Here is a 15791-nt window from a genome sequence, read left to right on the forward strand (position 1 = left end):
TGTGGAAATTATAAATCCAGATAAAAAAATAGCGGTTTTCGACTATGATGAGCTATCACGCACCGAAGAACTCGCGTTTTTAACACAAGGGTTAGATCATTTATTTGCTTTGCCTGAAGTTCAAAATGTAGAAAATGTGCCCGATGCATCAGGTGCGAGAGCACTTTCAACGGTGCACTTAAGTGACCGTTTAAATCTTGTTAATTTTTTACAATTAAAGACAATGCCAATGGGACATTGGCTTTTTTATAGTATCAGCCAAGCTGCGTCCCAATTTGGGTTAGGGAAAACGCGAAACATTCGCCAGTTTAAGTTTCATCGCACTTGGGCAAATAGAATAGAACAAGGTTGCAATACCATCGCACATCGACATGCCCAAAAAGATTGGGCTGCCCCTCATGTGGTTGCAATCTTATACGTTGAATGCGCCCCTGGCAGTGCCGATTTAGTGTTTGTTGACGATGACTCAAATGTAATGCGAGCAGAGCATATCAATCACTACGATGCGAAGCTGTGCACCAAAATTGTTAGTAAAGCAGCAAGATTAGTGGTCCATGATGCGACGTATTTGCACGGCACGACAGAACATGCGCTTGATCAAACTAGATCTTGCATTATTTTTGAAGTAGGATTTCCACCATTAACATAACATTCATATTTTTTGGGCTTGTTTTTTACTAATGCAACCCATATAAAGGTATAAACGCTGATTAATTGTTAGCAAAACTATTTATAATTATTAGAATTCCACTGGAGCAGTAAGATGACGGACGTAGTAAAGCCACTTCATAATGTTGAACATAAAGACGTTAAAATTAAAAACGGTTTCAACACAGACCTAGTTAAAGACCAACATTTAGTACCAGTTGTGGCACACGAGTTTGCACGTGTAGCTAACGAATACCCAATTGTATTTGTAAAAAACAACGAAACTGAAGAATTCCAGCCAGTTGCAATGTTAGGTCTTGAGCCTGGTGAGAACCTATTTGTTAAAGATGGCAAATGGCAGGGTGCTTACCTTCCACACGCACTTACGCGTTACCCGTTAGTACTGAGCAAGAACCCAGAAAACGAAGACCAATTATTTGTTGGTATCAACGAATCTAGCGACCTTGTAAACAAAGAAGAGGGTAATGCACTTTTCGATGAAAAAGGTGAAGAAACAGATTACCTTAAGCGTCGTAAAGAAGGTTTAATTGCGTTTGTTGAATTCTCACAAGTTACTGCTGCGTTCACTAAGTTCCTAGCTGATAAAGAGCTGCTTATCCCGCAAACACTAACACTTGAAATTAAAGGCGAGAAGCGTGATATCAATGGTATCTACCTAATCGATGAGAAAAAGCTAAACGAGATGGCTGATGAGGAGTTCCTAGAGCTTCGTAAGCGTGGTTATTTGCCACCAATCTACTCGTTCTTAACATCAATGCCTCAAGTAAATCGTCTTGCACGTCTTAAAGCAGAGCAAGATGCTTAATTTAACGGCTAAACGTTAAGTAAAAAAAGCGCCAATTGGCGCTTTTTTTGTGTTTGCTGTTTGTTAATTTTCTTTATGTGTTTTCAGCATCGCGTACAGCTCGTCTTTTAGATGTAAACGACGTATTTTTTGTTTTTCGAGGTATGCGTCAGACGTATTTTCAACGCCTTCTTCAATGCGGATCACTTCGTGATCAAGATCGTGGTATTCCTTAAATAATTTAGAAAAGTGCGCATTAGTCATTTTTAATTCGCGAATTTCTTCATTAAACTCTGGAAACTCATGATGCATGTCGTGTTTTTCAATAAACATGGGTTTTATTCCTTATTGTGCACAGTTGATACAAGTTTGAACATAGGGTAATGCATGTAAACGCTCGCGTGATATTTCGCTCTCACATTGTCTACAAATGCCATAATTATTGTTTTCTAAGCGCGAAATAGCGGCATTTACTTGTTGTAATTCCAATTTTGCCTCATGGCGAATGCCATCGAGCACTTGGTCGTTTTCACTCTCTGTCGCTTGCTCTGCAAAGTCTTGCGAGCGACCTTTTTTAAAATCTGAACCAATCGCATTGATGCGTTTATTGAGTTCGATTTGTTTTTCTTTAAGCTCGATTAAAATTGCGTTTTTGTTCATAACGCCTCCTATTCTTTAATTATTAATCTACGCTGCTCGGATGGGATTGCGTTGATCTAGCGCAAAAAAATAACGCCTTTGTGCTGTTCATCGAAAATGCTTGAAATCGAAGCGTTTGCCTTGCAAATTGACTAGAGCGTGTTGACCTTTGCTGTCTATTTCTGCAGCAGTTTGTTTGGCATTTAGACGAGGCAGAGCGATTGTAGTGTAGTTATTTACATAAATGAGCGATAACACAGTATAAACGCCAAACAAGCGCTGCCTAACAGGTTTAACCCAAAGCGTTTTGTTCTTTGTTGTTGCTTCTTGACTTAGCCCACTAGGACTACAAAGCATCGTCGCGATCAAAAAGCTTTGGATTTGAACAGAATTTAGACCACAAAGATCAACACGCTCTAAAAACAAAAGGAAAACGATAATGAACAAACGACTCGCAACTGTGCTTTTAACAGCGTTTTTATCTACTAGCGTGTTTGCATCAAGTGAACAGCCTTTCTCAATCGCCATTCACGGTGGAGCAGGCACGATAGACAAAAGTAAATTTACCCCTGAAAAGGAAGCAGCGTATCGCGCTAAACTGCAAGAAGCGGTAGAAGCAGGTTATAAAGTGCTTGAAAACGGTGGTGAGAGCTTAACCGCGGTCACTACAGCCATTAATATCTTAGAAAATTCGCCATTTTTTAACGCCGGCGTTGGTGCTGTTTACACTTATGATGGGCACCATGAACTTGATGCATCAATTATGGATGGACGCGACCGTCAAGCGGGCGCCGTAGCAGGTGTAAAGCACATTAAAAACCCAATTGATTTAGCACGTTTAGTGATGGAAGAGTCTGTACACGTGATGCTAAGCGGCAATGGCGCAGAACAGTTTGCGAAGAAAAATGGAATGAGCTTAGTTAATAACAGTGTGTTCGACACCGAGCACCGTTATAAAGCATTAGAGCGTGCTAAAAAGAAACTCAATAAAACAGAGAACTACCAAGCAAATCATCGTGCACTGCCTGAGCAATATAAAATGGGCACAGTCGGCGCTGTGGCGTTAGATAAACACGGAAACTTGGCTGCTGGTACGTCAACCGGCGGTATGACGGCAAAACGCTTTGGTCGTATTGGTGATTCGCCTGTTATAGGTGCGGGCACCTTTGCCGATAACCGTTCATGCGCGGTGTCTGCCACTGGCCATGGAGAATATTTCATCCGTTACAGTGTCGCGTCTGATATCTGTGCTCGTGTGCAGTATCAAGGCAAAACCATTCAGCAAGCGGGTGATGAAGTAATTCATGATGTACTTAAACCAATAGGGGACACAGGTGGCGTAATTATTGTTGATAGTAAAGGTAATATTAGTCTGCCATTTAATACTAAAGGCATGTATCGCGCGTCAAAACAGGCAAATCAGCCTACCTATGTGGCAATTTTTAAAGACGAATAACGGCGATTTTTTCGTTGAATAAAATTAAAATAAGGGAAGCGCAATGCTTCCCTTATTTTATGACAATCAATTTGTTATTATTGGCCTTTTGAAATTCCGCTTTATTCTATCTATGGCTAATCCACAACAGCAGCTCTATTCACTCTTAAAAAATTGTCTTAAGAAAGATCAGTTTTTCTTCAAACGCCGCCTCGATGGTGTGAAAAAAATAAATGATGAAGCTAAACAAGTGAAGGTGCTTACCACAATTACAAAAGACATTGAAAAAAGCATCGAGCTGAGGGAGTTACGTTTAAAGCAACTGCCAAAGGTGAGTTATCCAGAAAACCTCCCAGTTAGTCAGAAAAAAGACGATATTAAAAAAGCCATTAGCGAAAATCAGGTGGTGATTGTCGCGGGTGAAACTGGTTCAGGTAAAACCACTCAGTTACCAAAAATTTGTTTAGAGCTTGGCCGAGGTGTTGCAGGTTTAATTGGTCATACCCAACCACGCCGATTAGCGGCGCGCAGTGTTGCCGCCCGTGTTGCTGAGGAAATTGGCACTACCATAGGTGATAAAGTGGGTTTTAAAATTCGCTTTAGTGATCAGGTTTCTAACTCAAGCTATTTGAAGCTGATGACTGATGGTGTGTTGCTCGCGGAAATTCAACAAGATAGATTTTTAAACCAGTACGACACCATCATTATCGATGAAGCGCACGAACGCAGTTTAAATATCGACTTTATTTTAGGTTATTTGAAAAACCTGTTACCTAAACGCCCCGATTTAAAACTGATTATCACCTCGGCAACCATCGATCCCGAGCGATTTTCAAAGCATTTTAACAATGCGCCAATTATTGAAGTATCGGGCCGCACTTACCCAGTTGAAGTGCGTTATCGTCCGTTAACGGAAATCGACAAAACAGAGATGGAAGCAGAGGGCGATCAACTGCAAGGCATTTTTGACGCGGTTGATGAGCTAATGCAAGCTGGGCCAGGCGATATTCTTATTTTTATGAATGGTGAGCGTGAAATTCGCGATACTGCCGATGCGCTCGCAAAACGCGGCCTTGCAAATACCGAAGTGCTGCCACTTTATGCGCGCCTTTCAAATGCTGAGCAAAACCGTATTTTTGCCTCGCATTCGGGCCGTCGCATTGTATTGTCTACTAACGTTGCTGAAACGTCACTTACGGTTCCGGGCATTCGTTATGTTATCGATCCTGGTACGGCACGTATTAGCCGATACAGCTATCGTACTAAGGTACAACGTTTACCAATTGAAGCAATTTCGCAGGCCAGTGCCAATCAGCGCAAAGGGCGATGTGGTCGTGTGGCGGAAGGTATTTGTATTCGCCTTTATTCAGAAGAAGACTTTTTGGGCCGCCCTGAATTTACGGACCCTGAAATTCTGCGCACAAATCTAGCGTCGGTTATTTTGCAAATGTTAGCACTTGGCTTAGGCGATATTGCGAAATTCCCATTTGTGCAAGCACCAGATAACCGTAATATTACCGATGGTCTTCGCTTACTTGAAGAAATTCAGGCTATTACACCGGTTACACGAAAGAAAGATTATAAGCTTACTAAAGCAGGGCGCGAATTAAGCCGCTTACCAGTTGACCCACGGTTAGCAAAAATTGTGCACGCAGCGAAAGATTTCGACACCATGTTCGAAGCGATTGTGATTGTGGCGGCGTTATCAATTCAAGACCCACGAGAATTTCCGCAAGATAAAAAAGCCAAAGCACAAGAAAGCCATAGCCGCTTTGCGGACAAAGATTCTGATTTTATTGGCTTTTTAAACTTATGGCGTTATTTAGAAGAGCAACAACAAGCGTTGTCGCGCAGCCAATTTAGAAAGCTTTGCCAAAACGAATTCCTTGCTTATATGCGTGTGCGTGAATGGCAAGACATTGTTTATCAACTGGTATCAACATGTGAAGAAATGGGTTTTAAAATGAATCAAAACCCAAGCGATTATGAAGCAATTCATAAATCAATTTTGGCAGGTATGCTCAGCCATATTGGTATGAAAGATGAAAATCAGCAATACATAGGTGCGCGTCAAAGTAAGTTCTTTGTATTCCCAGGCTCAGGTCTTTTCAAAAAATCACCGAAATGGTTGGTGGCTGCAGAGCTTGTTGAAACCAGTAAACTCTTTGCCCGTATCAATGCCAAGATAGATCTTGCATGGGTCGCACCACTTGCACAGCATTTGGTTAATCGCAGTTACAGTGAACCGCACTGGCAAAAGAAAGCGGGCGCGGTAATGGCGTTTGAACAGCAAACTCTTTATGGCTTAACCATTGTTTCACGTAAAAGCGTGCAATTTAATAAAGTAGACGCCAAGTTAAGCCGAGAAATTTTTATTCGCAGTGCGTTGGTTGAACAACAGCTTGGTCAAAGTGAAAGCTTTTTAAACTTTAATCAAAAGCTAATTGATGAAGTACAAGATCTTGAGCACAAAGCACGCCGCCGCGATATTTTAGTCGATGAAGAAACCTTGATGGACTTTTACCATCAACGATTGCCAGATAACATCACCAGTCGCATTGAATTTAATACTTGGTGGAAGAGCAAAAAGAAAACCGAGCCAAAATACCTGCATATGGATAAAGCGGCGTTAATGCAACATGATGCGGCTCATATTAGCAAAGACAATTACCCTGATGTTTGGCAGCAAGGCAACTTGTTCTTCCCGTTAGAGTATCACTTTGAGCCGGGGCAAGCATTGGATGGTGTCGTGGTGCAAGTGCCATTAGCGCTGTTAAACCAAGTGGAAGATACGGGTTTTGATTGGCATATTCCGGCGTTTCGTCATGAGCTAATAACCGCCTTAATTAAATCGTTACCGAAAACAACACGTCGTAATTTTGTGCCAGCACCTAATTACGCTGATGCCGTAATGGCGTCGCTTGAGCCTATGCAGGGCAGTTTTATTGAAGCAATCAGTAAGCAATTATTGCGTATGTCAGGTATCACGATTAAAGCGCAAGAGTGGGATTATTCTGCGTTGCCAAGTCATTTGAAACTTCAGTTTGCCATTAGAGATGATAAAAATAAATTGCTTGCAAGTGGTTTCGACTTAACTGAGCTTAAAGAAAAACTGAAAGGCAAAGTCAGTGACAATCTTGCCAAAGTAGCTGAAAAAGGCATAGAACAAAGTAACTTAATTGAATGGTCATTTGGTGAATTACCCGCATCTTACGTACAAAAACAAGGCCAGTATGAGGTTAAGGCATACCCAGCTTTAGTAGATGAAGGAAAGTCCACAAGCATTAAATTGTTTGATGCTAAAGACAAAGCAGATAATGCACACTTAAAAGGCTTACGCCGTTTAGTGTTACTAAATATTCCATCGCCGATTAAATATTTACAGCAAAAACTGCCAAACAAGGCTAAGTTAGGCCTTTATTTTAATCCGTTTGGTAAAATTAACGAGCTGATTGACGATTGTATTGCTGCTGCAGTTGATGACATTTTGGCTGCGAGCAGCGCTGTACGCGATGAGCAATCGTTTGCCGAGATTAAAGAAACCATTCGTGGTGAGTTGGGGGATGCCGTTGTTGCGATTGCACTTGATGTTGAAGCGGCACTTAGCCTTGTTAGTGGCTTAAATAAAAAGCTAAAAGGTAAAACCGATCTCACTATGATCTTGGCGCAAGGTGATATCAAGGAGCAGTTATCACTGCTTATTTTTAAAGGCTTTGTCACGCGTCACGGCGCCAAGCGTATCAAAGATGTGATCCGCTACTTAAAAGGCATTGAGCGACGATTAGAAAAACTGCCGATTGACCCGCATCAAGATAAACTTAAAATGTTGGATGTGGAAAAAGCACAAAAGCTACTTAGCGATGCACTTGGTAAAGCGCGTTCAAACAGTGAAAAACAGAAACTTGAGGAAGTACGCTGGATGATTGAAGAACTGCGCATTTCAATGTTTGCACAGAATTTAGGTACGGCGTATCCTATCTCGTTGAAGCGCATACAAAATGCAATCAAAGAGAGTAGTGGCGAATAAATATCACAAGCAAATGTAAATTTTTTGTTATTGGAAATCGGCATTTGCTGTGGTAATAATAAACCTGCGACAGGAAGTTTAGGGGAAATCTAATGTTGTATGAAGACAAGCGTAATTTTTTTCGCATGTTAGTAAATGCCGAAGCACAGCTAGTAATTTTAGACTCAGAAGCTGGCCGTAAAATTGATGGTGTATGCCGAGATTTAAGTGCTACGGGAATGGCAATTGAAATCGATGAGCCATTAGAGGTAAGTACGCAAGTAAAAGTACGTATCGATGCCACCAATAACAGTGTACCGGCACTTGATGCACTAGCAACTGTGGTGCGCTGCAGCGAAATAGAAGATCAAGAATATTTGCTGGGTTTAGAAGTACTGGAAATTAATTAAAAAAGGAGCATGATGCTCCTTTTTTAATGGCAAAATCTACCTGAAATAAAACTAGCTATATACTAGACCTAAGCTTTACTTTATTGAATATAAAGAATTTAGTGTTGACATAACGCGCTAAGGGCGGCAACCTAGTTTTGATTTTAGCAAAAAGGATATGTGTATGTGGTCATGGATAATGATAGTACTAGGCCTAGTCGCATCTGGGTATTTTACCGACGTGTATTCTGAATCGAACTTGCAAGCGATAGTGTGCCCGATTATTTTTGTGATCTTGATTATTGCCACTTTAATTAAAGCATCACTTCTTTCATCTGGTCTTAGTAACTCTAGAAGTGGGACCAATGGAACTAGCTTTAGTGGCGGTGGATTTCTCGGTAGTGGCAGTGGTTCAAGTGGCGGTGATTGTTCTGGCGGTGGCGGCGACTGTTAAATTTGAAACTTAAAAAGAACTGTCAGATGCAATAACCTGAATCTGACAGTTTAAGTCTTTATAATACCTTACAGATAAGGCCTTTAAGGTAGAATCCTTCAGGGTATTCCCCCGCAATTGGGTGATCTGGTGCTTGATTTAATCGTTCCATGATACGCAGCTCTCGGCCCGCATCTAATGCCGCATCGGCAACCACTTTTTGGAATAAATTCTGTTCCATTAAACCAGAGCATGAGAAGGTTAATAACGTGCCACCTGGTTTTAAAATTTGCATGGCAATCATATTGATATCTTTATAACCACGGCATGCACCGGTCAATTGTGCTTTGCTGTCTGCAAACTTAGGTGGATCCATCACAATCGTGTCGAATTTCACTCCGTTTTCACGGTATTCACGCAGCAATTTGAAAACATCTTGTTTGATAAAATCTACTTTAGATAAATCAAGGTTGTTATGTTCGACATTGCGTTTGGCAATGGCAAGTGCACTTTCAGATACATCGACATTAGTCACTTTTTCGCAGCCTGCTTTTAATGCGTACAGACTAAATGTGCCTGTATAGCTAAAGCAGTTAAGTACGTTTTTATCTTTAGAGAAACGACTCAGCGCATTACGACTATCGCGTTGGTCTAAGTAAAAACCAGTTTTGTGACCGCCTAAAATATCCACTTCCAACGCCAAGCCATTTTCCATTATTTTAACCGGCTCGGTTGGTGCATTACCGTGTAATACGCCAGTAATTGGCTCCAAGCCTTCTTTTTTGCGTACATCAACGTCAGAACGTTCATATACGTTACAACCTGGGAATAATTTAATTAGTGCTTGTACTAATTCGCCTTTGTGGCGTTCGGCACCGGCACTTAGTAACTGGCATACTAAGTAGTTATCAAACTTGTCGATGGTGATGCCTGGTAGGCCGTCTGATTCTGCGGCACACAATCTAAAACCGGTTAGCCCGCCTTCTTCAATAACATAATCGCGTAAACTAAGGGCTTGCTTTAATCGGTTATAGAAAAAGTCTGTATCGACAATGGTGTTCTCATCAAACGACCAAACACGTGCGCGAATTTGTGATTGCGGACTGTAAGCAGCAATTGCTAAAAATTTACCATCTGCATCGTAAACGCTAACGGTGTCACCTAAGCCCGGGTTGCCCTTAACTTTTTTAATGGCTTTAGAAAAAATCCAAGGGTGTTTGCGCTTTAACGACTTTTCACGCCCTGGTTGAAGATAAATAACCCCAGACATAATGGCTCCGGTTGTTGCAGGTAAAAAAGGTCGTTATTTTAGTTAACCTCGTAGGTGCTTACAAGTAGAATACGCTTTTGCTAATCGACAATTGCTATGAAGATTCTTATTGCCACAGATATTTTTGGTGAAACCCCATCACATATGGCACTTTGTGAACGCTTAGCGTCACATCATTCAGTTACGTCTCTTTCCCCATACGAGCATAACCCCCCAGCATTTGCGAATGAATCAGACGCCTATCTGTATTTTTTACAATCAGGTGGTATGGATAACTACCTTTCACGTTTAAAAAGTTTGAAAAATGCGGATGAAATTGACATCGCCCTTGGTTTTAGTGCTGGCGGCGCGGCAGTTTGGGCGGGACAACACGTGTTGCCATCGCTTAAAAAAGCAATTGCTTTTTACCCCGGACAGATCCGACACTATATTGAAGTGCAGCCTGTTGTGCCTTGGCATATTGTGTTCGCACATTACGAAGTGCATTTTGATCAAAACCAAATAATTGATGCCTTGTTGCCAAAAACTGCGCTTTCTCTTTATCGCGCGCCATATCGCCATGGCTTTGTAAATCCAGATTCGCTGCAGTTTAATCACTCGGCAAGAGAGCAGGCGATAGCCTGTCTTTTACAAAGTGTTGACGCTGTTGAAGGTGACAGTTTTGCGAATTATTATGAAAAATTTGGCAATACTAGAGTGACCGACTAAGTTTGTTTAAACAGTTGCTATTAAATTGGTGTGAATATGTCAGAGCGAACCTTAAAAGCTATTGTCGCAGGGCGCGTACAAGGGGTTTTTTATCGCGCGTCAGTCAAGCAAGTTGCAGAGCAATTAGGTATTAGTGGCTATGCAAAAAACCTTGCTAATGGTGAAGTAGAAGTTGAAGCGACTGGCCAAGACTTAAAACTTATTAAGTTCACTGAGTTTTTAGAGCAAGGGCCAAGTAAAGCTGAAGTGGAAAAGGTGTCGTGGGATTATATTCAAACAAAACAGTTTAATGGCTTTGAGGTTCAGTAGCGAAAAAAATTAGTACCTTTGCAATTCACTGATTATACTTACATTTATAACTAACAAAAGAATGCTCTCACGTATGAAACTACGCCTACTTTATGTTGCCTGCGCGCTTGCCTGCGCCCCTTCGGTTGCTCAATCAACTAAAAGTGATATGGAGGTGATTGAGGTCTATGCCACAAAACGTGCACAACCGATTAAACAAGTAAGTGTAACCTTATCGAGAATAGATGGTGAGCAGATTAATGCGGAACAGTTAAAAGATATCACCGCCATCGGTCATTTAATCCCAAACGTTAAAATTTCCCAAAATGCGGCAGAGGGTACAACGCCCGCGGTGAATATCCGTGGCGTTGGCTTAATTGATTACAACACATCAAATACATCGCCTATTGCGATTTATCAAGATGACGTATCAGTGGGTGCTGCCAATAATCAATTGGTTAACTTATTTGATATCGAAAGCGTAGAAGTGCTGCGCGGACCGCAAGGTACCTTATTTGGCCGCAATAGTACCGGTGGGGCTATATTAGTGCGTAACAAGTTGCCCGAGCTAAATGATTTAGATGGCTACATAAAAGTAGGGCGAGGTAATCTAAACTTTGGTTTGCTTGAAGGTGTGGCGAATCTTCCGTTAAGCGATTCAATCGCGGCGCGAGTAGCGGTGAGCTCAAAAGAATATGATTATTCTACCAATAACTTACTTCCTGAATCAGAACAAGCGAATATGGTGCAAACCGATTATCGTATTGCTGTTTATGGGCAATGGGATAACTTCGATATGCTGTTCAAAATCAATGGCAATGACTGGGATGGCCGAGTAAATCCAGTTGGTTCTATTGGCATATTTAAAAATCCTGCCGATGGTTCTTTGTGTAGTAAAGACGAACTTGGCTCAAATAGCTGCTTTGATGCGTTTGGTTTTAACGATGGCAGTGAAAATTTTTTCGATGTTATGGTGAATAATGAGCAAGAACACGATACTGAAAATATAGGTGCGTCGCTAAAACTTAATTACCAATTTAACGATGTAACTCAACTCACTAGCATTACAGCATATAACTCCCTCAACCGCGATCATGGTTTTAATTGTGACGGAAGTCCAGCCCAGCTATGTGAAGGCCATTTGGGTACCAAAGATGATGCGTTTAGTCAGGAAATTCGTGTATCGTCAAAGTTCGATGTTGGGCATCTAATGGCGGGCTTATTTTACTTACATGAAGATATTAAACAAAATAACTTCAATGACATTCTGCGTGACCTACGTGGCGTGCTTGATCCTAGTTTAACGACGACCTTCTTTTATGATAATACCATTAACGTTGAATCTGCAGCCTTGTTTGCCCAGTTTGATTGGCAAGTCAATTCGCAATTTACCGTGGTGCTTGGCACGCGGTATACCGATGAAACGGTTAAATATGAATCCGATAGCGATTTAAACCTTGTGCTCGACCCAAGTGATTTACTTGGCCAAACAATTGATTACTATAGCGTGTCTGGTGATGAAAGCGATGAGCAGTTATCAGGAAAGTTAGCGCTTAATTATCAAACATTAAACGGCACACAATTTTATTATTCACTTTCTAATGGTTATAAAAGCGGCGGATACTATGGCGGCTTTATTGCCACCGAAGAGCAGGCAAAGCTAGCTGCATATGGTCCTGAATATTTGATTGCGAATGAATTGGGCCTGCGTACAGAGTTATTTGATAATGCGTGGAAAATTTCAGCAGCAGCGTTCCATTATGATTATCAAGATCAGCAAGTGTTTATGAATCAGGCAAGTGCTACTCCTAATGCGCCGCCGTTACAGCTATTAGAAAATGTCGCTTCATCAACAATCTATGGTGTGGAAGTTGAAAATACGTGGTTTGTCGGCAGCGATTTAGATATCGTGCTTAATATTGGTTACTTGCCTCATGCAGAATTTGACGAATATACCGACCCACTTGGTAACCAGCTTACCGATAACCGTTTACCATTTACATCAGAATGGAATATTTCAAGCAACGTAAATTACCGTATTAACTTTGATAAAAGCGAACTTACGTTTGGCATCGGCAACGATTACCAGTCGGAATATTACTTTGACCAGAACATGAATGCGTTTGCGATGCAGGATGATGTATTGTTGTGGCATGCAAACGTATCGTATCGCATCGCAAATTGGCATGTTAATCTGTGGGGCAAAAACCTAACAGGTGAAGAGTACAGTCACTTAAAGTTCGACCTGAGCTCATTTTTAGGCATGCTCGAAGATTTTAAAGCCGAAGGCCGTCAATATGGCGTAAATCTGCGTTATCAATTTTAATTCATGTTCGGAAAGCAGTAGATGATCAGAACACGTGGGATATACTTTTTACTGATTTGTTGGTGCTTGCTGAGTCCAATTTTGGCCTCAGCAACGGTTCTGTCTGAAGAACAACTCGGCGCTAATGTATTAACCCACGCGGTGCAAATTGATAACTCGCAACCTCTAAGCTTTCCGCTGAGCTTTCAAGAATCCCTCACTTGGCAACACAAAGCACAAGCCGTAAAACGACCTAATATATTTGGCGATGAAGTGTGGTATGCGCTTTCAATTGATAATCAACTCGCTACTGGCGATTATGTATTTGCGCCGTCAAACTTTATGGCAGATGACATTGAGGTGCGGGTTTTTGCCAAAGATGGCGTACAAACGACGTATTCGGGCGCTAATTATCCATTAAATGTGCCATTTCATTTTGCCAATCGTGTTCACTTAAAACAAGATGAGCAATATATGGTGATTATGCGCATCACCAGTAACTACTTTTACACTGCGCCAAAAGTAACGGTTAGTCACGCCTCCAAGTTTGAACAGCGAGCAACTGTAAATTCAACCATAATGCTGCTTTGTTTTGGCATTGGTTTAGCGCTTGGGTTATATAACTTACTGATTTACTTTGTGTCGCGAGAAAAAATGCACTTGTACTATGCATTATTTACCGCGTCGTGGGTATTCGCGTGGAGTCATTTCTTTTTAATTCCACAGCAGCTATTTAATGTTAATACTGCGTCTGTTCATTGGTTGGGCTTTATTTTACTACCGCTTACCAATGCACTGTTTTTTATTCCGTTTTTACGACTGGATGAACGCTTTCCCCAATTGGCGAAAGTCGCTTTATGGATTGGTTATGGCGCACTCGCCGGCATTCCCATAAGTTTGTTTATGCCAGGGTTTGGTTTTATTTGGGCCACGCTCGTTACCGGAACAATGATGGTGATTGGCATGGCGTCTGGGTTACTTAGTTGGCAACATGGTTTTAAACCAGCCCGTTATTTTATTTTGGCTTACATTGCAATGCTTCTGCCGAATATGGTGGGCAATTTAAATAACTTGGGGTTATTAGGCGATGTTAACGCAAACTTTTACTTGTACGGCTTAATTGGCACCACGTTAGATGCCTTGTTATTGGCGTTTGCGGTGGCTGATAAATTGCGTTTAATAAATCAGCAAAATATCGATTTAAGTCAAAACCTAGAACTAAAAGTACGTGAACGTACCATCGCTCTGGAAGTATTGACCGATGAGCTTAAAGACGCAAATCAGGCAAAATCACGCTTCTTAGCCAATATGAGTCATGAAATTCGTACGCCAATGACTTCTATTTTAGGCTATGTGGATACCTTAAACAGTGATAACACGTTAACGCCAAACGAGCAGCGTCATGCGCTTAAAGTCATCCAAAAGAACAGCCGACACTTACTAAGCCTAATTAATGACATTCTTGATGTCTCTAAGATTGAAGCAAACAAACTTACCATTGAGCAAGTGCCAACGAATATCTTCCAGTTACTTTCCGAGGTGGGTTCAATTTTGGGGCGCCAAGTGCGTGATAAAGGTCTGGAATTTAACATCGACTATCATTTTCCGCTGCCTAACACCATCATGTCAGATCCGGTTAGGTTGCGCCAAGTTTTGCTTAACCTAGCCAGTAACTCAGTTAAATTTACCAAAAAAGGCAGTGTCAGTATTAAGGTTGAAATGGAAGAGGACGACCTGAAAATTACCATTGTTGATACGGGTATTGGCATGGATGAACAGGCCGTTAAAAAGTTATTTACGCCATTTCATCAGGGCGATATATCGACCACACGACAATATGGTGGCACTGGTTTAGGTTTACATATTTCCAAAAACTTAATTGAGCGCTTGGGTGGCTTAATTAACGTCTCGAGCAAACCAGGTAAAGGATCTAAATTCAGTTTTACTCTGCCATGTTATACAACCACAGAAACCAAATGGCTTGATTCATACCAAGTCACGCAAGAAGCGAATACCAAGAAAAAACAAACTGGCGAGGTTAAAAAACTCGAAGGCAGTATTTTGCTGGCAGAAGATCATCCTGATAATCGTTTGTTTATATCTCGAATGCTTGAGAATTTAGGATTTCAGGTTACGTGTGTTGAAAATGGTGCACTGGCAGTTGATGCCACCTTTACCGATGAGTTTGATATTATTTTGTTAGATATTCAAATGCCAGTGATGGATGGAATTGAAGCCCATGAATTAATGCGCTCTACCGGTGTATCGTGCCCGATTTTGGCACTTACTGCTAATGCTATGACAGATGAAATTAAACACTATTTATCAGTAGGTTTTGATGATCATATCGCCAAACCCATTGACCAAACCGAGTTTTATGAAAAATTGAGCAAGTATACCGGTATTCCAATAGAAGTAGCAGCCATTCCAGAGCAAGACTTAAAAATTATGCGTTTGCAATTTATTAATAACTTAATGGAACAAAAAGCCCTTGCTGAGCACCTATTTTGTTTGGGTGATAATAAAGAACTGGCTAAACTGTGCCATGCAATTTATGGCGCGGCAGGTATGTTTGGCTTTGATGAGTTGGGTCAAATGGCGAAAGGTTTAGAAGGTGCCTTGAAATCACAATCACAAAAAGATATTAGCTCGTCTTATCAATCATTTATGCGTTCGATTAAACAGGTCAGTTAAATTTTACCGATTTATGTTTAACCAGTTTAACTTTATTCTAGGTATGTAATTACCGTTTTAGGTGTTTTGCCTATTAAATTGTTGAGATACAAAAAAACCGCCAGTTGGCGGTTTTTTTAATGTGTATTTTATACCAATTTACTTGAATAGCTGTTCATGCTAGCGGGTAAA

General features: G+C 41.1%; 13 protein-coding genes. 10 read left to right on the forward strand and 3 right to left on the reverse strand.

Features of this window, described 5'->3' with window-relative positions; all coding sequences use genetic code 11:
* The first annotated feature begins 1 nt into the window (after position 1).
* Together ACXAFE_RS05985 and ACXAFE_RS05990 are read left to right on the forward strand one after the other, a co-directional pair.
* Positions 2 to 649: a putative 2OG-Fe(II) oxygenase gene (locus tag ACXAFE_RS05985; protein ID WP_475150007.1), complete on the forward strand. Its 648-nt coding sequence runs from the start codon at positions 2 to 4 to the stop codon at positions 647 to 649.
* Positions 650 to 763: 114 nt separating this feature from the next.
* On the forward strand, positions 764 to 1474 hold the full coding sequence (locus tag ACXAFE_RS05990) for a SapC family protein (RefSeq protein ID WP_475150011.1): 711 nt from the start codon (positions 764 to 766) through the stop codon (positions 1472 to 1474).
* A gap of 63 nt (positions 1475 to 1537) precedes the next feature.
* Here the strand turns inward: ACXAFE_RS05990 and ACXAFE_RS05995 are convergent, their stop codons facing one another.
* Positions 1538 to 1786, reverse strand: a complete 249-nt coding sequence (locus tag ACXAFE_RS05995) for an HP1242/YdcH family protein (RefSeq protein WP_475150013.1) — start codon at positions 1784 to 1786, stop codon at positions 1538 to 1540.
* Positions 1787 to 1798: 12 nt separating this feature from the next.
* Positions 1799 to 2113: a TraR/DksA family transcriptional regulator gene (locus tag ACXAFE_RS06000; RefSeq protein ID WP_054979455.1), complete on the reverse strand. Its 315-nt coding sequence runs from the start codon at positions 2111 to 2113 to the stop codon at positions 1799 to 1801.
* 418 nt (positions 2114 to 2531) lie between these two features.
* Between ACXAFE_RS06000 and ACXAFE_RS06005 the strand changes: the two genes are divergently transcribed.
* The 4 genes from ACXAFE_RS06005 to ACXAFE_RS06020 all read left to right on the forward strand — a co-directional run bounded on the left by ACXAFE_RS06005 (position 2532) and on the right by ACXAFE_RS06020 (position 8376).
* On the forward strand, positions 2532 to 3548 hold the full coding sequence (locus tag ACXAFE_RS06005; protein ID WP_475150022.1) for an isoaspartyl peptidase/L-asparaginase family protein: 1017 nt from the start codon (positions 2532 to 2534) through the stop codon (positions 3546 to 3548).
* A gap of 112 nt (positions 3549 to 3660) precedes the next feature.
* On the forward strand, positions 3661 to 7554 hold the full coding sequence (hrpA, locus tag ACXAFE_RS06010; protein ID WP_475153591.1) for an ATP-dependent RNA helicase HrpA: 3894 nt from the start codon (positions 3661 to 3663) through the stop codon (positions 7552 to 7554).
* A 92-nt stretch (positions 7555 to 7646) separates the two neighbouring features.
* On the forward strand, positions 7647 to 7943 hold the full coding sequence (locus ACXAFE_RS06015; RefSeq protein ID WP_010560309.1) for a PilZ domain-containing protein: 297 nt from the start codon (positions 7647 to 7649) through the stop codon (positions 7941 to 7943).
* Between the two features lie 163 nt (positions 7944 to 8106).
* The gene (locus ACXAFE_RS06020) at positions 8107 to 8376 is read left to right on the forward strand and encodes a hypothetical protein (RefSeq protein ID WP_475150030.1); all 270 of its coding nucleotides are present in this window, start codon (positions 8107 to 8109) and stop codon (positions 8374 to 8376) included.
* 58 nt (positions 8377 to 8434) lie between these two features.
* Here ACXAFE_RS06020 and ACXAFE_RS06025 read toward each other — a convergent pair whose 3' ends face one another.
* On the reverse strand, positions 8435 to 9625 hold the full coding sequence (locus ACXAFE_RS06025; RefSeq protein WP_475150032.1) for a class I SAM-dependent methyltransferase: 1191 nt from the start codon (positions 9623 to 9625) through the stop codon (positions 8435 to 8437).
* Positions 9626 to 9721: 96 nt separating this feature from the next.
* Between ACXAFE_RS06025 and ACXAFE_RS06030 the strand changes: the two genes are divergently transcribed.
* The 4 genes from ACXAFE_RS06030 to ACXAFE_RS06045 all read left to right on the forward strand — a co-directional run bounded on the left by ACXAFE_RS06030 (position 9722) and on the right by ACXAFE_RS06045 (position 15620).
* The gene (locus ACXAFE_RS06030) at positions 9722 to 10333 is read left to right on the forward strand and encodes a dienelactone hydrolase family protein (RefSeq protein ID WP_475150035.1); all 612 of its coding nucleotides are present in this window, start codon (positions 9722 to 9724) and stop codon (positions 10331 to 10333) included.
* Between the two features lie 36 nt (positions 10334 to 10369).
* Positions 10370 to 10642, forward strand: coding sequence for an acylphosphatase (locus ACXAFE_RS06035; RefSeq protein WP_010560305.1), 273 nt, complete (start codon positions 10370 to 10372; stop codon positions 10640 to 10642).
* Positions 10643 to 10715: 73 nt separating this feature from the next.
* Positions 10716 to 12947, forward strand: coding sequence for a TonB-dependent receptor (locus ACXAFE_RS06040; RefSeq protein WP_475150040.1), 2232 nt, complete (start codon positions 10716 to 10718; stop codon positions 12945 to 12947).
* A gap of 21 nt (positions 12948 to 12968) precedes the next feature.
* On the forward strand, positions 12969 to 15620 hold the full coding sequence (locus ACXAFE_RS06045; RefSeq protein WP_475150043.1) for an ATP-binding protein: 2652 nt from the start codon (positions 12969 to 12971) through the stop codon (positions 15618 to 15620).
* Positions 15621 to 15791 lie beyond the last annotated feature (171 nt).

The organism is Pseudoalteromonas sp. ABV4_021, assembly GCF_056159365.1.